This window comes from Microbacterium halimionae (genome assembly GCF_011761265.1).
GTDB classification, from domain to species: Bacteria; Actinomycetota; Actinomycetes; order Actinomycetales; family Microbacteriaceae; genus Microbacterium; species Microbacterium halimionae.
On record NZ_JAAOZB010000002.1, the window covers coordinates 707,537 to 724,825 of the forward strand.

The following is a 17,289-nucleotide window of genomic DNA, read 5'->3' on the forward strand; positions in this document are numbered from 1 at the left end:
CGCCGCTCGGGTGTTTGAGCGAAGTCCGATAGCGTAGGCCGGTAATCTCCTCGGCGAAAGGGACAACCGCATGTACCTGAAGAGCCTCACGCTCAAAGGGTTCAAGTCGTTCGCGCAGCCCACGACTTTCGCGCTTGAGACCGGAGTGACATGCATCGTCGGGCCTAACGGCTCGGGCAAGTCAAACGTCGTTGATGCCCTTGCTTGGGTCATGGGCGAACAGGCAGTGAAGACGCTGCGTGGCGGCAAGATGGAAGACGTTATCTTTGCCGGAACGTCGACTCGTGGACCACTCGGTCGTGCTGAGGTCCAACTCACCATCGATAACTCCGACGGCGCGCTACCGATTGAATACGCCGAAGTAACTATCAGCCGCACTCTTTTTCGAAACGGAGCGAGCGAGTACGCCATCAACGGCGATACGTGTCGCCTCCTCGATGTGCAGGAGCTTCTTAGCGACTCTGGCCTCGGCCGCGAGATGCACGTCATCGTCGGGCAGGGCAGACTCGATACAGTTTTGCAGGCCACCCCTGAAGACCGCCGTGGCTTCATCGAAGAAGCCGCGGGCATCTTGAAGCACCGACGTCGCAAAGAGAAGACGATGCGGAAGCTCCAGGCGATGGAGGGAAACCTCACGAGGTTGAGCGACCTCGCTGGGGAGCTCAGACGTCAGCTGAAGCCACTTGGGCGGCAAGCAGAGGTCGCACGAGAAGCCGCGACGATTGCAGCCGAGGTCCGTGATGCCAAGGCGCGCTTGTTTGCTGACGAACTCGTGACGCTTCGTAGCCAGCTTGGTGCGTATGCGAGCAGTGAACAGGAGAGACATACGGAACGCCTTGTGCTGCAGACGCAAGCTGACGAATTTCGAACTCGTATTGCGGCGCTTGAAGCGCGGCAGCGATCGGAGGCCGTCGATGAGGCCCGTGGAGTCTCTTTTGCACTCGAACGCGTGCAAGAACGCCTGCGAGGGCTTTATTCGCTGACAGGCCAGCGACTTGCTCTCCTCGGTAACGATGACGATGCGCTGATAGATCCTGTGACCGTGACTCCACGCGATATCGATGATGCTAGAGGGGAAATCGACGCTGTTGCGGCAGGTCTTGGCGCTGCGCAGGATGCTGCAGCCGCTGCGGGACGAGAGGTCATCAAATCGCGGGCTGAGCTTGATGCGCTCGACTCCGATATTGCGGCGCAAAGCGCGCTCGTTTCGGAGCACGACATGAAGCTGACTGCGCTTCGCGGGTCGGCGGAATCCGCCGCTTCGACGCTCGCGGCAGTTCGCCAGGGTGTCGAACGACAGCAGACCGCGCTAGACGCGGCGCTGATTCGTCGGGCTGAGGCCGAGGAAGCACTCGCGGGTGTCGAACCTACATTGACGCCAGAGGAGTCGACGGCAGCGCTTGCCGCCGATTATGAGAATACTCAGCGGCTTGCGACCGAGGCTGAGAACGATGTTTCGGGAATGCGGGAGCGCCTTCACTCCGCCGAACGAGAGGTAGAGGCTCTCACTGCTCAAACGGCAGCGCTTGGACGCGCCCTTGATGTGCGAAACGGTGCGACTGCCCTCGTCGGAACAGGCGGACCCGGAATTCGTGGCTTGGTTGGAGACGCCCTACAGGTCCGCTCAGGATATGAAGCGGCTATCGCTGCAGCGCTTGGTCCCTTGGCTGAAGGTGCACTTGTCGATACCTACGACGACGCGTTTGCGGCTGCCGCCAAAGCGCGGGATTCGGACTCTGGGGTTGTCGATATTGTGATTGCGACTGCACAATCGAACGACGTTGACCTACCCACGGGTCATGGGCTTATTGCAGCAACAGACGTTGTGACGGCACCGTCCGGCGTGAAAGGCCTCCTTTCCCACGTTCTGATCGCCGACGATCTCGATGATGCTCGTTCCGCCTTTTCTCGGAACGGCAGCGTGATCGATCATTTGCTCACTGTGGTGACGAGAGCAGGTGAAGTAACGACTGCCTTCTTGCTGCGCGCGGGATCGGGAGCTGGGCAGTCTCGACTTGAACTCGCAGCAGAGCGCGATAGTGCGACCGAGCGCCTCGCCGACGTGAGGGTGATTGCCGACGCGCTGCGGGACGCCCTCGTCGAGCGAACCCAAGACTTGCAGTCTGCCCGCCAGCGCACGAAACGAGCCCTCGAGACGCTTCGAGCGAATGATGCGGCCCTCGCGGCTCATGCCGAAAAAGTCAACCGCGCCACAGTGCGGCACGAGTCGGCTGTGGCTGAGTGCGAGCGACTCGCGACAGGTCTGCAGCAAGCGCAGAGTGCCGTCGAGGATGCTGAAGCTGGAGCGAGAGCAAGCCAGGATCGACTGAATGCCGCGCTCGAAGCGCCCCGTCCGATTCTCGACGTGTCGGCCCGCGACGGGATGCTTGCGCGCCTCGAGTCAGCGCGGGACACCGAGATGCGTGCAAGGCTCGACGTCGAGACGCTTCGTGAGCGCATCCGCGCCGAAGAAGCCCGCGTTGTGGCGCTTGAGCGCCAGCGCGAACGGGAACAGGCGGCGGCAGCCGAGGCGGCCCGCAAAGCCGTCATCAGGCGTGGGCAGCGTGCACGTGCCGAAAACGTCGCAGCGCAGCTTCCACCGTTGCTTGATTCGGTGGACCGATCAGTGTCTCAGTCCCGAGTGGAGCTTGCGACGGCGGAACAGGCTCGGACCGCGCTCACCGCCGAGCTTGATGGGCTTCGGCAACAGGATGCCGCCATTCGCGAACGACTCGCGAGGCTCACTGAGAGCGTCCATGGCCTCGAGATGAGTATTCACGAGAAGAAGCTGCACGTCACGAGCTTGCTGGAGCGGGTTGCGTCTGAACTGAGCCTCGATGAAAACATTCTTGTCGCAGAATACGCGCCATCCGGGCCAGAAACGACGGATGAAGCAGCGGAGGCTGCATCGGAGCCTTTTGACCGGGCCGCCCAGCAAAAGCGACTACGCGAGGCTGAGCGAAAGCTCGCACAGCTCGGCCGAGTCAATCCGCTCGCGCTCGAAGAATTCGCCGCGTTGGAGCAGCGCCACGCCTTTCTCACCGAGCAGCTCAACGACCTCGCAGAGACCCGCAAAGATCTCATGACGATCATCGATGAACTTGATGAGCGGATGCAGACGATTTTCTTGGCCGCGTTCGAAGATACGAAGGCCGCTTTCGCGGAGATCTTTCCGATTCTCTTTCCCGGCGGTACCGGTCATATTGCGTTGACCGCGCCGGATGACCTTCTCAACACCGGAATAGAGGTCGCGGTGCGTCCCGCAGGTAAGAAGATCGAGAGGCTGTCGCTCCTGTCGGGAGGCGAGCGGTCGCTCGCGGCGGTCGCTCTTCTCGTCGCGATCTTCACGGCTCGCCCGAGCCCGTTCTACATCCTCGATGAGGTTGAGGCCGCGCTTGATGACGCGAACCTCGGGCGCCTTCTCGCGATCTTCGAAAAACTCCGCGAAAACAGCCAATTGATCGTCATCACTCACCAGAAACGCACCATGGAGATTGCAGACGCGCTCTACGGCGTCTCCATGCGGCAAGACGGCGTATCGGCTGTCGTCGGACAGCGCGTACGCGAGGCCGCGGCTTCGTGAGCCCAAACGCACTCTAGGCTGGAACCATGGCGGAGAAGTCTTGGTCGCTCGGCCGCGCACTGCGTGGCATGTTTGTGAGACCTGTGATCGATGAAACGACGTGGGAGGACTTGGAGACGGCGCTTCTAACAGCCGATTTCGGTCCCGACATCACCGAGCGCATCGTGGATGAGCTGCGGGAGAAGGTCGAGCGTTTCCGCACGACAGATCCCAAAGATCTTCAACGGATGCTGCGCGAGACGCTGGAGGAGCACTTCGCGAAGTTCGATACCACGCTCCGGCTCAGCGAACGCCCGGCTGTCGTTCTCGTTGTTGGAGTCAACGGCGTCGGTAAGACGACAACGATCGGTAAATTCGCGAAGTTCCTCCAGGGCTATGGCCGTTCGGTTGTCGTCGGCGCGGCCGATACGTTTCGCGCCGCCGCGGTCGACCAGCTCGCGACGTGGGCCGAGCGCGGGGGAGCGGCGATCACTCGCCCGCAGCACGAGGGTCAAGATCCGGCATCCGTAGCTTTTCAAACCGTCGAATATGCCAAGAGCACCGGTACTGAGATTGTTTTGATCGACACCGCAGGACGCCTCCACACCAAGGGCGGTCTGATGGACGAACTTGGCAAGATTCGTCGTGTCGTAGAAAAGCAGGCCCCCATCAGTGAGGTCCTTCTCGTGTTGGACGCAACGACCGGTCAAAATGGCGTTATGCAGGCTCAAGCATTTCTCGAGCACGCCGGAGTTACCGGTCTCGTGCTGACGAAGCTCGACGGATCTGCGAAGGGTGGGTTTGTTCTCGCCGTGCAGGAACGAACCGGAATTCCGGTCAAGCTTTTGGGTCAAGGTGAGGGAATCGGTGACCTGACAGGCTTCACCCCCCACGTCTTTGTTGCGTCGCTCGTTGACTGATTTTTGATACTGGCGCCTCTTCTCGGCGCATTGACCTATCGCCGCGGCGATACTGCTGGTTTTATGGAGGTATGACCATCGAGCACGACTATTTCGGGCTTCTCGAATCCGGACCCGACGGATCGATCTTTTGGTCGGAAACAGTGGAGTTCGCCGATCAGAGTGTGACGGTCGACCTCACGGCGCCCGATCAAGAAGATGTGTCCATCGACGCCCTGGATGTTGCCGCAGCGATGATTTCAGCACTCGAAGACATTGATATGCGTGCTCGCAATGCGATGGTGACTGAGCTTGACGATCGCACGAGCGAAGTGACGGAGTACATCCTGCAGCAGCAAGCGGAGCGCGGCGATGAGATTGAAGGCCTGCTCGTTGACATCTCTGGAGACGTGCACGTTGACGTTATCCGGTCGCTTCAGCTGATGAGCATGACGATTCTTGCTGATGAACTCGGGGGCTCGGACCCGTTCGCTGTCTTGGAATACGCGCTCGACCCGGATGCCACCGATGACGTGCTGCTTGTCAACCTTGACTCGACCGCGCAAGTTCAGTCGGTCACGAGCGCGGAGTAACTCAGACCGCCTGCGCGAAACCGTGATCTGTGGCGGCGATCTCTGATGCGAGGTGGCCGAGGTGCGCAGATATTTGATGGCCTTTAGACTCCATCGATTGCGCCCAAAGTCGACCCGCACGGTAAGACGAGCGCACGAGCGGGCCCGCCAATACCCCGAGGAAGCCGATCCGCTCCGCTTCTTCCTTGAATTCAACGAATTCAGCTGGCTTCACCCATCGCGACACTGGGAGATGACGCGGTGATGGCCGCAGGTACTGAGTGATCGTGATGATGTCGGTTCCGGCCTCGCGCAGATCGTGAAGTGCTGAGACAACCTCGTGTGGCTCCTCGCCCATGCCCAAGATCAAATTCGACTTTGTGATGAGCCGTTCTTCTCGGGCTGCGGTCAATACGCCGAGCGAACGGTCGTAGCGAAACGCTGGCCGAATGCGTTTGAAAATTCGCGGCACCGTTTCGACGTTGTGGGCAAATACCTCGGGGCGCGAATCAAAGACGGTCTTCAGCTGGGAAGGGTTTCCGCTGAAGTCGGTGGCGAGAAGCTCGACACCAGTGTGTGGATTTTCGGCGTGAATTCGGCGGACTGTTTCGGCGTGGAGCCACGCCCCACCGTCATCGAGGTCGTCGCGTGCGACACCCGTCACGGTTGCGTACCTCAGCTGCATTCGGGCGACGCTTTCGGCCACTCGGTGCGGCTCGTCCTTGTCGTAATCATCCGGCTTTCCGGTATCGATCTGACAGAAGTCGCAACGTCGAGTGCACTGTGAGCCGCCAATGAGAAACGTGGCTTCGCGGTCTTCCCAGCATTCGTAGATGTTGGGGCACCCTGCTTCTTGGCACACGGTGTGCAGCCCCTCGTCTTTAACGAGCGCCTGCAGAGCTGAGTACTCCGGTCCCATTTTTGCGCGAGTCTTTATCCAGTCGGGCTTCCGCTCAATGGGCGTCTGGGCGTTTCGCACCTCAAGGCGGAGGAGACGCCGCTCGCCGTGGTTCGTCGCGGCGGAACTCGCCGAAGGCTGCGAACCGATCGCGCAGCCGCTCATGCTGCGATCCCGGCGTACTGCGCTTCAAAGCTGGCGCTCACGGCGCCGCACAGATCGTGCGGGCGGACAGTGCGACCGAGAACATCGCTGATGGTCGTCACCCCGGCATCCGTTATGCCACAGGGAATGATTTCTGCGAATCCAGAAAGAGTGTTGTTGCAGTTGACGGCGAAGCCGTGCATGGTGACCCCTTTTTCGACGCGGACGCCGATCGCGGCAATTTTGTCTTGCGAGCCCGGGCGACCCACCCACACTCCGCTTCGACCAGGCACTTGACAGCCATCGATGTTGACCGTCTTCAGCGCGTCGATAATGATGTTTTCTAGTCGCCGAACGTGAGCTACGACGTCTACGGGCTCTGGAAGCCGCATGATTGGATATCCCACGAGCTGTCCGGGACCATGCCAGGTGATCTTTCCCCCGCGATCGACATCGATGACCTCAGTGCCATCCGTCGGTCGTTCCTCTGGCTGTGTCCGTGTGCCAGCCGTATACACCGCTTCGTGTTCGAGAAGGATGAGCGTGTCAGCGCGTTCGCGCGCGACGACGGAGGAGTGCAAGCGACGCTGAAGCTCCCATCCGTTGGCATACGGCACGTAGTCCGGAGCGAGTCCAGCTATCAAAATATCCATCATGGCTGCCTTGGAAAAAAGGATTGTTGTATTGAGTGCAACAATAGTGATCTCCGTCTAGATAAGCCAGCATCGTAGGCTGAGCGCATGGTGAATTTCTCGCGCTCTGGTCGTCCTCGGGCGTCTTCCCCCGCTGAGATATCCGAGGCCGCCTGCGAACTCTTTCTCGAGCAGGGATACGACCGCACATCAATCTCACAAATCGCGCAACGTGCGGGCGTCAGCCGATCGAGCTTTTTCAACTACTTTGCTTCGAAGGCGGATGTGCTGTGGTCGGGCTTGGACGAGCGAATCGAAACGCTCGCGTTGCAGCTAAGAAATGGTTCTCCCGAGGATGCCTTTTTGCGAGTTCGTAGCCATATCGCAGGAATTGCAACCGACTTCACCCCCGACAGCCTTGCGCTGGCTTTGGTGAATGCAGAGGCGATGGGCCTTTCTGCGGAGCTCGAACGAGACGCGGCGCTCCGCCAAGCGCGAATCGGGGCACTCGTGGCAGAGCAGCTTCACCGCGCAGGTATCGACGAACTCATCGCCAGCGTGCGTGGTGCAGCCTACGGCGGAGCGGTACTTGCCGCGCTGAGAGCCTGGGCCGCCGCCGGGGCGGGCCGTACCTCGCTCACTGACGTTCTCAGACGCGCTCTTTCCGCGGCAAAGTAGCCGCTCAGTAGAAAACCTTTTGAGCGTTGCGTGGCGAGGTATCCGCCCTTGCCTCCCGCTCGCGTAAACTTGCTGCATCATGGCGACATTCGGCACTCTTTCCGACAGGCTCACCGAGACCTTCCGCAACCTCCGCACGAAAGGCAAGCTTTCTCCCGCGGATGTTGACGGCACGGTCCGCGAGATCCGGCGCGCGCTGCTAGACGCAGACGTCGCGCTGCCGGTGGTGAAAGACTTCACAGCGAAAGTTCGCGAGCGGGCTCTCGGCGATGAGGTGAGCCGGGCGCTGAATCCAGCGCAGCAGGTCGTGCAAATCGTCAACGAAGAGCTCGTCGCGATTCTTGGTGGCGAGCAGCGCCGACTGCAATTCGCAAAGAACCCCCCGACGGTGATCATGCTGGCGGGATTGCAAGGTTCGGGTAAGACCACGTTTGCGGGCAAGCTCGCGAGACTTCTCGAAAAAGATGGCCACACCCCACTTCTGATCGCGGCTGACTTGCAGCGGCCCAACGCCGTCAACCAACTCCAGGTTGTCGCTGAGCGCGCCGGTGCTGCTGTCTACGCACCTGAGCCAGGTAACGGCGTCGGTGACCCGGTAAAGGTCGCCAAAGAGGGCGTTGAGTACGCCAAGCGGCACCAGCACGACACCGTGATCATCGACACCGCGGGCCGGCTCGGTGTCGATGCCGAACTCATGAAGCAAGCCTCCGACATCCGCCGGGTGACCTCGCCCGACGAAGTGCTTTTCGTGATAGACGCGATGATCGGTCAGGACGCCGTTAACACCGCGAAAGCCTTCCAAGAGGGCGTAGATTTCACAGGTGTCGTGCTCTCGAAGCTCGATGGCGACGCGCGAGGTGGCGCTGCACTTTCGGTAGCCTCCGTCACAGGTCGACCAATCATCTACGCGTCGACCGGTGAAGGCCTCGAAGATCTGGAGCCTTTCCACCCAGACCGCATGGCGAGCCGCATTCTCGACCTCGGCGACATCCTGACCCTCATCGAACAAGCCCAGCAGGCATTCGATGAAGACGAAGCGATGAAGGTCGCCGAGAAGCTTGCGACTGAGCAGTTCACTCTCGAAGATTTTCTTGAGCAAATGCAGCAGCTCAAGAAGATGGGCTCCATGAAGAAGATGCTCGGCATGCTGCCGGGCATGGGGCAAATGAAGCAGCAGATCGACAACTTCGACGAGCGAGAGATTGACCGAACCGAGGCAATCATCCGCTCTATGACGCCGGGCGAGCGCCGGAGCCCAAAGCTTCTTAACGGGTCACGACGTCTGCGTATTGCGCGCGGTTCAGGTATGACGGTGACCGATGTCAACCAGCTCGTGCAGCGCTTCGAGCAGGCAGCAAAGATGATGAAGACAGTGGCGCGCGGCGGTGTCCCCAACATGCCGGGCATGGGTGCGATGGGAAAGCCAGGAGCCTCGAGCAAGCGTGGCAAACAGCAGAAGGCGAAGGGCTCGCGGTCGGGAAATCCTGCGAAGCGCGCTGCTGAGAATTCGGGTATCACGGCGACGGCAGAACAGAGTGCACCAACCGGTTCGGGCTTTGGTCTGGGTGCAAAGGGTGCTGCTCCGAGCGAAGCCGATCTTGCCGAGTTACAGAAGCTTCTCGGTAAGCCGTAGCGCCTGGCGTCTAGACCCCTGCGAGGTGTTCTCGCAGGGTTGGCCCTCCGCGGAACTCTCTAATCAGGTGCTGCACAACGGCGTGTAGATCTCCGTTAGTGCTGTCGGCGACGACGAGCTGACGCTCATAACTGGATCCGCCAGCAAGGATTTCCGCGACGCCGGCGAACTCGCGTGCGCAGTGAAGGTCTTCGGCAATAGGGGTCAGCTCAGCTGCCGTCTCGGCGAGGTGTTCGCGGACAGGGCGTTGTGTGCCGGCCGAATCGACGATGATCTGTGCATCAAGGCCGAATCGAGCCGCGCGCCACTTGTTTTCGCGGACAAACCATGGGGGCAGAGTCTCAAGCGTTTTTCCCTCGTCGAGCATGCGTGAGAGGTGCTCAACCAGAACCTGAGCGAGAGCTGCAACGGCGGCAAGCTCGGGGAGGGTCGACATTCCGTCGCACGCGCGGATCTCAATGGTTCCCCAGCGCGGCGCTGGACGAATGTCCCAGCGGACCTCGCTGGCATCGGCCATGACTCCCGTGCGTGCCATGTCGTCGAGATAGCTCTCGAACTCAGTCCAGTTCTGCAGTGGCCAGGGCAATCCAGCTGTGGGTAGCTGCTGAAAGACCAATGCGCGGTTCGATGCATAGCCGGTGCGCTCTCCTGCCCAGAACGGGCTAGAAGCTGAAAGCGCCTGCAGATGGGGGAGATAGAGCGTCAGCGCGTTGATGATGGGGAAGACCTTGTTGACGTCTTCAACGCCAACGTGAACATGGATGCCCCAAATCATCATGTTTCGGCCCCACCACTGGGTCCGCTCAATCAATGAGTGGTATCGCGTCTTGTCGGTGACTTGCTGGTCATACCACTGCGCGAATGGATGGCTGCCAGCGCTCAGCAGCTCAATGCCTGCCGGTTCAGCGACCGACCTGACGGCCGAGATAGCGTCGTCGATGTCGTCGACGGCTGCCTGCACGGTGTCACCCACGCCGCTGGTCACTTCGATCGTGTTCGTTAGCAACTCTTCGGTCACGACATACCGTTCGAGCGCGGTCGCATCGGAGAGAGAATCGATGATTTCGGGAGCACGCGGGACGAGCTCACCCGTCACGCGATCCGCGAGCATGATCTCCCACTCGATGCCTACTGAGGAGCGTGGAGACTGAGAAAACGTCACTGTCACGGCGCTAGTTTCGCACGCCTACGGTCTGGGGTCTGTTCCGGGCGCGCCCGAAAAATTCTGCGGAAACTACTGCGCACCGAGTTCGATGAGCAAAACTCCTCCGGCGATAGCGACCACGCCCAGCCCCATGACCCAGGTGAACGGCTCTTGGAAGAGGATGCGAGCAAGAATTGCTGTCAGCGCGACACCGCAGGCCGACCAAATACCGTAGGCAACACCGACCGGCATTCCCTGCCCGAGGCACAGGAAGAGGAGTGTGAAAGCGAGGATGTATGAAATGAGGACAGGAGCAATCCATAGCTTTTTGCGTAGGCCTTCTGAAGCTCGCAGAGACATCGTGCCGGTCACTTCGAAGATGATCGCGCCGGCGAGCATGATCCAGATCATTGCTTCGCTCCGCTAGCGGTCCGGCGGTGCGTTGTCGCACCGATCTCAACCAGTAGCACCCCACCGATGACAACGATGATGCCGAGGCTCATAAGCCACGTGAGCGGGTCGCCAAAAAGGAGCGCTGCGGCAACCGCGGTCAACGCCACGCCGGATGCCGCCCAGACTCCGTACGTCAGTCCGATCGGCGCGCCAGCGCGCAGCAAAAGAGCGAGGCATAGGAAGGCCCCGACGTACCCGATCGACACTGCGACAACCCATGCGAAGTTTTCAGTCATCATCCTGAGCGAAAGCGTCGCGGAAACTTCTAGCAGAATCGCGCCGACGAGATATAACCACTTCGTCACGGGGACATTCCCTTCGGGTGGGCGAGTGTATTCAGCGCTGAGCGCGCTTTCGAACCACACTAGTGAACGACGGGAGTCTTGCCAGCGAGACGCATTTCACGCTTCAGTTCGCGGCATCCGTCTTGATCTGGCAGAATAAAGGGTCGGACGTGGCACTCGACCCTCTATCCAGTGCAAACGTCCTCCTTTTGAGCTTCCGCCGGGTGTGCACCCCACTCTCCAGGCGATCGGTTCGCTTCACTTTCCACACATTCAGGAGAATCGTGGCTGTCAAGATCCGCCTTAAGCGCATGGGTAAAATCCGCGCGCCGTACTACCGCATCGTTGTTGCTGACTCGCGCACAAAGCGCGACGGTCGTGTCATCGAAGAAATCGGCAAGTACCACCCCACCCACGAGCCCTCTGTCATCGAGGTTGACTCGGAGCGTGCGCAGTACTGGCTCAGCGTTGGCGCACAGCCCACGGAGCAGGTCCGCGCACTTCTCAAGCTGACCGGCGACTGGGGCCAGTACAAGGGCGACAAGAACGCGGTTTCGACCGTGAAGATTGCCGAGCCCAAGCCGGCATTCTCGCTTGACGCGTCAAAGAAGTCGGTCATCAAGCCGAAGGCGGAGAAGAAGGCTGACGCGCCCGCCGCTGACGCGCCCGCCGCTGACGCGCCCGCCGCTGACGCGCCCGCCGCTGACGCGCCCGCCGCTGACGCGCCCGCCGCAGACGCGACAGACGCGGAGTAATCGCAGTGCTTTCCGCCGCGCTCGAGCACGTTGTTAAGGGGATCGTCGATCACCCCGATGACGTGCGTATCGACTCGTCCACCTCGCCGCGGGGTGACGTTCTCGAAGTTCACGTCCACCCTGACGACCGGGGTCGAGTGATCGGGCGCGGCGGACGCACAGCCAAGGCCTTGCGGACTGTTGTCTCAGCGCTGGCCGACGGCCGCCGAGTGCGCGTCGACGTAGCTGACGACTGATGGTGGCTGACACGTCATCCGGGGAATCAAGCAGCGATTCTGGCGCGCGCCCTCCGCAAGATACAAAGACGCAGCTGCGGGTTGGCCGTCTTGTTAAGGCGCACGGGCTAAAGGGCGCCCTCAAGATTGAGTTGTATACCGACGATCCCGACGGAAGATTCATTCCGGGAGCGTCGTTCACACTCCAAGTGCCAGAGTCATCGGAGTGGCACGGGAAAACCCTTACAGTGCGTGAGTTTCGATGGATGAATTCGCACCCTGTGGCCTTCTTCGATGGCGTAGAGGATCGCTCTGCGGCTGAAGGCCTCGTACGCGCCATTCTCTGGATAGATCAGGATGCCGCGGCGACCGCACCAGAAGAAGACGCCTGGTACGACCACCAGCTTGTCGGTCTCGACGTTCTTCGCGATGGAGTCTCGGTTGGACGTGTGATGCGTGTCGACCATTTTCCCGCTCATGACCTCCTCCTTGTCCGTTCCGGTGAACGCGAAGTGCTTGTGCCATTCGTGAAAGCAATCGTTCCCGAAGTAGATCCTGCGGCGGGATTCGTCGTTGTCACGCCTCCCGCGGGTCTGTTCGAAGAGCTACCGGTTGACGCCGACGGAGAGCCAACTGACGACGGCTCCGACGCCTAGCAGAACTGCAATCGACCGAAGAATGCCCACCCAGTGAACCCGACCACGTCGGGCGCCTTGCCTAAACTTGCCCCTATGCGCATCGACGTCGTCACGATCTTTCCGGCATTTTTCGACGCGCTAGATCTTTCGCTGATTGGTAAAGCTCGAGAACGCGGCATCGTGAAGCTTGGTGTTCATGATTTGCGCGCCTGGACGAGCGACCGGCACCGAACCGTCGACGACACGCCTTACGGCGGCGGGGCAGGCATGGTGATGAAGCCGGAGCCATGGGGCGCTGCGCTCGACGAAATCTTGACCGATGATGCTGTGCTTATTGTGCCGTCGCCCTCCGGCGAAGTGTTTACACAACCTATCGCGCGGGAGCTTGCCCAAACATCGCACATCGTCTTCGCCTGCGGACGATACGAGGGCATCGACCAGCGAGTGATCGATGAGTACAGTGAGCGCGGACGAGTTCGCCCGATGAGCATCGGCGATTACGTGCTCAATGGTGGTGAAGTTGCCTCTATTGCGATGATTGAAGCGATCTCTCGCCTGGTGCCCGGTGTAGTCGGCAATCCGGACAGTCTTGTCGAGGAGTCGCACGAGGACGGGCTCCTTGAATACCCGATCTATACGAAGCCTCCACTCTGGCGTGACCGTGCGGTCCCTGATGTCTTGTTATCTGGCAACCATGCCGCGATTTCTTCTTGGCGCCACGATCAGTCGATTGCGCGTACCCGCGCTCAACGACCAGATCTGCTTCCGCCAGAAGGCGCGTAGCTCAGCCTGACGTGTAGCTCGTCAAGCGATGTTCACCTCGACAGTGTGAGATTGACCACCATTGGCGATCGCCGGGGGAGTCACGCATGAGAAGAGCAAAGATCATCGCGACGATCGGTCCAGCCTCGTCGTCATACGAGGTGATCGAGAAACTTGTGCGGGCCGGGATGAACGTCGCGCGGCTCACGACGGGTTTGGCGGTCGGTGTTCTCGTCGACTTGCAAAGGCCAAAAAATTCGAGTTGGCCGATTCGTGCTGACGGGGCCGCTGAGTTGGTCGCAGGTCAATCGTTCAGTATTACGGCGACACAATCTTCCTCGACGACGGCCGTATCCGATCGCGAGTTACTACTACAGCGGAAAAGGAAGTGCGCACTATGCGACGCAGATGCTCGAAGCGATGATTCCAAGTCCCGCGCCAACGAGAGCCGAAACAAGCGATGTGGCGAATGCGGTACTCGATGGTGCGGATGCTGTCGTGTTGTCCGGCGAGACCGGAGTCGGTGTGTTTCCAGCAGAGACCGTCGAAACTTAACTAACGCCGAGGAAGCCACGATCGGTGAGAACGATAGGTCCATCGGTTGTGATTGCGACGGTGTGCTCTGAGTGAGAGCCGCGCGAGCCGTCGGCGCTCCGTAGCGTCCAGCCGTCCGGATCAGTGATGAGCTCGTCGGTGGTTGCGAGAAGCCACGGTTCAAGTGCGACCACAAGCCCACTTCGAAGTGGATACCCGCGCCCGGCTCGGCCATTGTTGGGAATGTGCGGGTCGCCGTGCATGATCCGACCGACGCCGTGCCCCCCAAAGTCTGTGTTTATCGAGTACCCGCCAGCGTGACCCACCTCTGCGATTGCGGCCGATACATCGCCAATCCGATTGTCGACAGTCGCCGCAGCTATCGCCGCATCTAGAGCGCGCTCGGTTGTGTCGATGAGTTGCAGATCTTCGTCTCGCGCACTGCCAACGACGAAGGAGACGGCCGAGTCAGCGACCCAGCCGTCGACAGAGACTGCGAAATCAAGGGAAACGAGATCTCCGTCCCGAAGCACGTAATCATGGGGAAGGCCATGGAGGACTCCATCGTTGATTGACGTGCAGATCACTTTGCCGAACGGACTCGCCCCGAACGACGGGTGATAGTCGATGTAGCAAGACGTCGCGCCTGCTGCGCGAATCATTTCGTGCGCTCGTTTGTCGATCGATAAGAGGTTTGTGCCGACCTTCGTGTCGTCGCGAAGCGTCGCAAGTACTTCGGCGACGAATCTTCCCGCCGGGCGCATCTGCTCGATCTCGGCGGGAGTGCGTAATTCGATCATTCTTTTCCTCTCGATCCTCATTCATTCTGCCCGACGAGTTCGGCGGCCGCCTGAAAGGGTTCTCGGTATCAGGTTAGTTCGGTCTGTATCTGCGTCAACGCGGCGTAACATCTCAGATATGTGGTTGCGGCGCGCGTTCTTCGGGTGGCTCTTCCCCTCTGCGTTTCTCCTCCCACTCTGGCTGTTCATCGGGTGGGGCGTATTCAACGCTGGGGCCTGGGCTTTCTTATGGGTCTTGTTCGTGGCGATTCCAGCGGTGTTCGTAGGCCAGCTAGTGCTCACTCTTCTTGTTCGGGCGCGCGGAACGGTTCGTACACAGCGGGCGGTTTCGTGGTGGGACGTGATCGGGTTCACCCTCTGGCATGGCTTGACGATTTCGCTCGGCTTTTTCGGTCATGACTGGTGGGCCCCGGTGTTCGTGCTCACGGTTGTTGTAGCACTGGCGTTGTTCTGGCTCGAAATCTGGCAACTTCTGAGCGAGTCGAGGCAGGGCACGATGCTCATGCGTGCCAGTAACGGAATCGGATATTTGCGCCCGCAGCCTCGACCTGCGAAGGCTACTGCCGGAGCTCGCGACATTTACGTGATTGCCGAAGAAGAGCGCCTGCGTTAGCAGCGTGGTTTTGTGCTTGTCGCTATTCGTGGCATCATTGATAGCTGTGCCCTGACCAGTTCTGCCTCAGGGGAATAACGCAAGAAGAGCTTCGCTCTCACTGCGCGGGTACACATACTTTTCATTTCATACTATTTCGCGGTCCGACCTGTGGCGGCCGCAGGAAGAGACGATCATGCAGATCCTCGACGCAGTCGATGCGGCATCACTCCGTAGCGACATTCCCGAGTTTGGCCCCGGTGACACCGTCAAGGTGCACGTCAACATCACCGAGGGTAGCCGTTCACGTATCCAGGTATTTCAGGGCGCAGTTCTCGGACGCTCTGGAGACGGTGTTCGCGAAACCTTCACAGTTCGCAAGGTGAGCTTCCAGGTTGGCGTGGAGCGCACGTTCCCCGTGCACAGCCCGGTAATCGACCACATCGAGGTCGTTACTCGCGGCGACGTTCGTCGCGCCAAGCTGTACTACCTTCGTAATCTGCGCGGCAAGAAGGCGAAGATCAAAGAGAAGCGCGGCTAACGCACTTTCTAGAAGAAGCCCCGGAGGAAGTCCTCCGGGGCTTCTTCTGTGTGCGAGGCTTAACCTCGGGCGAGTATGCGCCGAACCTGCCTGTGAAGGACTCCGATGACAACTGAGAACACCGATTCGACATCACCGTCGGGCGAGATAAGCGCACAGCGTGGTCGTGGTGGGCTTACTTTCCTCCGGGATGTCTTGATAATCATCCTGATTGCTGTTCTTGTCTCGTTTCTGGTCAAAACTTTTCTTGTCCGCTCTTTTTACATTCCCTCAAAGTCGATGGAGAACACGCTCGTTGTGAACGACCGCATTCTCGTCGACGAGATCACTCCGAAGTTTGGCGCGTACGAACGAGGAGACGTCGTCGTCTTCCGAGATCCAGGCGGATGGCTTCCTGCGTCTGCCGAATCGGAACAGTCCGCCCTCGTGCAGGCGGGTGACTGGATTCTGTCGCTCGTTGGTCTCTCAGCTTCTGATAGCGATGATCACCTCATCAAGCGCGTGATCGGCCTACCCGGAGATCACGTGGTGTGCTGCAACGATCTTGGGCAAATAACCGTCAACGGCGTGCCGATCGATGAGAGCTCCTACATTCTGGTCCCGGATCCGGGCGCAGCAGCTTCAGCTGTTGACTTCGACGTTGTCGTCCCAGACGATTCATTGTGGGTATTGGGGGATAACCGCTACAGCTCGAAAGACTCGCGTTACAACCAGGATCAACCTGGTCGCGGATTCGTCCCGATCAGCAACGTGGTCGGTCGTGCATTCTGGATAACGTGGCCGTTTGACCGGTTCGGACCCATTGATTTTCACCACTCAGTCTTTGCGAGCATCCCTAAGGCGGAAGATGTGGCTGCAGCACAGTGACGGTTGTGGTTCCAGATCTCACTCGCGAGAAGGCGCTTCTGCGCGAATTCGACGTTGTGATTTCATGTGATGAAGTTGGCCGAGGTGCGTTGGCCGGGCCAGTCGCAGTGGGCGCTGTCGCTCTCGACGCTGTGCGGGCGCGAAAGCGAGTGCCCGAGGGGCTCCGCGACTCCAAACTCGTCCCCGAGCTCCGACGCCCGGACGTCGCCCAGCGAGCCAAAGAATGGGTAACTCACAGTGCCGTTGGCTGGGCCAGCGCCGCCGAGATAGATGAGTTCGGGATTATTGGTGCGCTCGGTCTTGCCGCAGTACGAGCGCTTGAGGAGCTATCCACGCAGGATGTTGCGATTTCGGATGCTGTCATTATTCTCGACGGCAATCACGACTACATTTCCCCTATCTCGACAACGGCACTCACCGTGCGACCGGTTATTAAAGCGGACCGATACTGTGCCAGCGCTGCTGCGGCATCCGTCATCGCGAAGGTTGCGAGAGATACTCTGATGGTCGAGCTCGATCAGAGCGAGCCACAGTACGGGTGGACTCGCAACAAGGGCTACGGGAGTGCCGCGCACCGAGATGCCATACGCGAGCATGGCTTAAGCGTTCATCATCGTGCTTCATGGGCGATTCGCGATGAAGTGAGTCTGTTCTGAACCTCACCGACAGTTCACGCACCATAAGAT

General features: G+C 59.9%; 19 protein-coding genes and 2 pseudogenes. 15 read left to right on the forward strand and 6 right to left on the reverse strand.

From position 1 onward, the window contains the following. The first annotated feature begins 70 nt into the window (after positions 1 to 70). From smc to FHS06_RS11120, 3 genes are all read left to right on the forward strand, one after another. Complete coding sequence (smc, locus tag FHS06_RS11110) at positions 71 to 3,583, forward strand: chromosome segregation protein SMC (protein WP_167049284.1); 3,513 nt, start codon at positions 71 to 73, stop codon at positions 3,581 to 3,583. 26 nt (positions 3,584 to 3,609) lie between these two features. Beyond that, complete coding sequence (ftsY, locus tag FHS06_RS11115) at positions 3,610 to 4,482, forward strand: signal recognition particle-docking protein FtsY (RefSeq protein ID WP_167049286.1); 873 nt, start codon at positions 3,610 to 3,612, stop codon at positions 4,480 to 4,482. 71 nt (positions 4,483 to 4,553) lie between these two features. Beyond that, a complete protein-coding gene (locus FHS06_RS11120) occupies positions 4,554 to 5,054 on the forward strand; it encodes a DUF2004 domain-containing protein (RefSeq protein WP_167049288.1) in 501 nt (166 codons plus the stop codon). A gap of 1 nt (position 5,055) precedes the next feature. On the opposite strand, the gene lipA is transcribed toward FHS06_RS11120, so the two are convergent. Both lipA and lipB read right to left on the reverse strand, forming a co-directional pair. Beyond that, on the reverse strand, positions 5,056 to 6,096 hold the full coding sequence (lipA, locus tag FHS06_RS11125) for a lipoyl synthase (protein WP_167049290.1): 1,041 nt from the start codon (positions 6,094 to 6,096) through the stop codon (positions 5,056 to 5,058). Beyond that, positions 6,093 to 6,731, reverse strand: coding sequence for a lipoyl(octanoyl) transferase LipB (lipB, locus tag FHS06_RS11130; protein ID WP_167049292.1), 639 nt, complete (start codon positions 6,729 to 6,731; stop codon positions 6,093 to 6,095). Before lipB ends, lipA begins: the two co-directional genes overlap by 4 nt. An 84-nt stretch (positions 6,732 to 6,815) precedes the next feature. On the opposite strand from lipB, the gene FHS06_RS11135 reads away from it, so the two are divergent. Further along, positions 6,816 to 7,385: a TetR/AcrR family transcriptional regulator gene (locus tag FHS06_RS11135; protein WP_167049294.1), complete on the forward strand. Its 570-nt coding sequence runs from the start codon at positions 6,816 to 6,818 to the stop codon at positions 7,383 to 7,385. 79 nt (positions 7,386 to 7,464) lie between these two features. Further along, positions 7,465 to 9,018 (forward strand): signal recognition particle protein, encoded by a 1,554-nt coding sequence (gene ffh, locus FHS06_RS11140; RefSeq protein ID WP_167049296.1) that lies wholly within the window; start codon positions 7,465 to 7,467, stop codon positions 9,016 to 9,018. A gap of 10 nt (positions 9,019 to 9,028) precedes the next feature. On the opposite strand, the gene FHS06_RS11145 is transcribed toward ffh, so the two are convergent. The 3 genes from FHS06_RS11145 to FHS06_RS11155 all read right to left on the reverse strand — a co-directional run bounded on the left by FHS06_RS11145 (position 9,029) and on the right by FHS06_RS11155 (position 10,920). Continuing rightward, positions 9,029 to 10,186 (reverse strand): glutamate--cysteine ligase, encoded by a 1,158-nt coding sequence (locus FHS06_RS11145; protein ID WP_167049298.1) that lies wholly within the window; start codon positions 10,184 to 10,186, stop codon positions 9,029 to 9,031. Between the two features lie 66 nt (positions 10,187 to 10,252). Then, on the reverse strand, positions 10,253 to 10,573 hold the full coding sequence (locus FHS06_RS11150; RefSeq protein ID WP_167049300.1) for a DMT family transporter: 321 nt from the start codon (positions 10,571 to 10,573) through the stop codon (positions 10,253 to 10,255). Then, complete coding sequence (locus FHS06_RS11155; protein WP_167049302.1) at positions 10,570 to 10,920, reverse strand: DMT family transporter; 351 nt, start codon at positions 10,918 to 10,920, stop codon at positions 10,570 to 10,572. The genes FHS06_RS11150 and FHS06_RS11155 overlap by 4 nt, the downstream gene beginning before the upstream one ends. A gap of 263 nt (positions 10,921 to 11,183) precedes the next feature. On the opposite strand from FHS06_RS11155, the gene rpsP reads away from it, so the two are divergent. The 6 genes and pseudogenes from rpsP to FHS06_RS11185 all read left to right on the forward strand — a co-directional run. After that, a complete protein-coding gene (gene rpsP, locus FHS06_RS11160; protein WP_167049304.1) occupies positions 11,184 to 11,654 on the forward strand; it encodes a 30S ribosomal protein S16 in 471 nt (156 codons plus the stop codon). Between the two features lie 5 nt (positions 11,655 to 11,659). Then, positions 11,660 to 11,890 carry an RNA-binding protein gene (locus FHS06_RS11165; RefSeq protein WP_165142653.1) on the forward strand — a complete coding sequence of 77 codons (231 nt, stop codon included), beginning with the start codon at positions 11,660 to 11,662 and terminating at the stop codon, positions 11,888 to 11,890. Beyond that, positions 11,890 to 12,525: a ribosome maturation factor RimM gene (gene rimM, locus FHS06_RS11170; RefSeq protein ID WP_167049306.1), complete on the forward strand. Its 636-nt coding sequence runs from the start codon at positions 11,890 to 11,892 to the stop codon at positions 12,523 to 12,525. Before FHS06_RS11165 ends, rimM begins: the two co-directional genes overlap by 1 nt. A gap of 75 nt (positions 12,526 to 12,600) precedes the next feature. After that, positions 12,601 to 13,290, forward strand: a complete 690-nt coding sequence (trmD, locus tag FHS06_RS11175; protein ID WP_167049308.1) for a tRNA (guanosine(37)-N1)-methyltransferase TrmD — start codon at positions 12,601 to 12,603, stop codon at positions 13,288 to 13,290. An 86-nt stretch (positions 13,291 to 13,376) separates the two neighbouring features. Continuing rightward, a pseudogene (locus tag FHS06_RS14015) lies at positions 13,377 to 13,430 on the forward strand (hypothetical protein); the annotation flags it as partial. 238 nt (positions 13,431 to 13,668) lie between these two features. Continuing rightward, a pseudogene (locus tag FHS06_RS11185) lies at positions 13,669 to 13,821 on the forward strand (pyruvate kinase); the annotation flags it as partial. On the opposite strand, the gene map reads toward FHS06_RS11185, so the two are convergent. Further along, a complete protein-coding gene (map, locus tag FHS06_RS11190; protein ID WP_167049310.1) occupies positions 13,821 to 14,603 on the reverse strand; it encodes a type I methionyl aminopeptidase in 783 nt (260 codons plus the stop codon). The pseudogene FHS06_RS11185 and the gene map overlap by 1 nt on opposite strands. A gap of 118 nt (positions 14,604 to 14,721) precedes the next feature. Between map and FHS06_RS11195 the strand changes: the two genes are divergently transcribed. The 4 genes from FHS06_RS11195 to FHS06_RS11210 all read left to right on the forward strand — a co-directional run bounded on the left by FHS06_RS11195 (position 14,722) and on the right by FHS06_RS11210 (position 17,259). Continuing rightward, complete coding sequence (locus FHS06_RS11195) at positions 14,722 to 15,216, forward strand: MFS transporter permease (RefSeq protein WP_167049312.1); 495 nt, start codon at positions 14,722 to 14,724, stop codon at positions 15,214 to 15,216. A gap of 175 nt (positions 15,217 to 15,391) precedes the next feature. Then, a complete protein-coding gene (gene rplS / locus FHS06_RS11200; protein WP_165142663.1) occupies positions 15,392 to 15,736 on the forward strand; it encodes a 50S ribosomal protein L19 in 345 nt (114 codons plus the stop codon). Positions 15,737 to 15,841: 105 nt separating this feature from the next. Then, positions 15,842 to 16,603, forward strand: a complete 762-nt coding sequence (lepB, locus tag FHS06_RS11205; protein WP_167049314.1) for a signal peptidase I — start codon at positions 15,842 to 15,844, stop codon at positions 16,601 to 16,603. After that, positions 16,600 to 17,259, forward strand: a complete 660-nt coding sequence (locus tag FHS06_RS11210; RefSeq protein WP_167049316.1) for a ribonuclease HII — start codon at positions 16,600 to 16,602, stop codon at positions 17,257 to 17,259. Before lepB ends, FHS06_RS11210 begins: the two co-directional genes overlap by 4 nt. Positions 17,260 to 17,289: the final 30 nt, after the last annotated feature.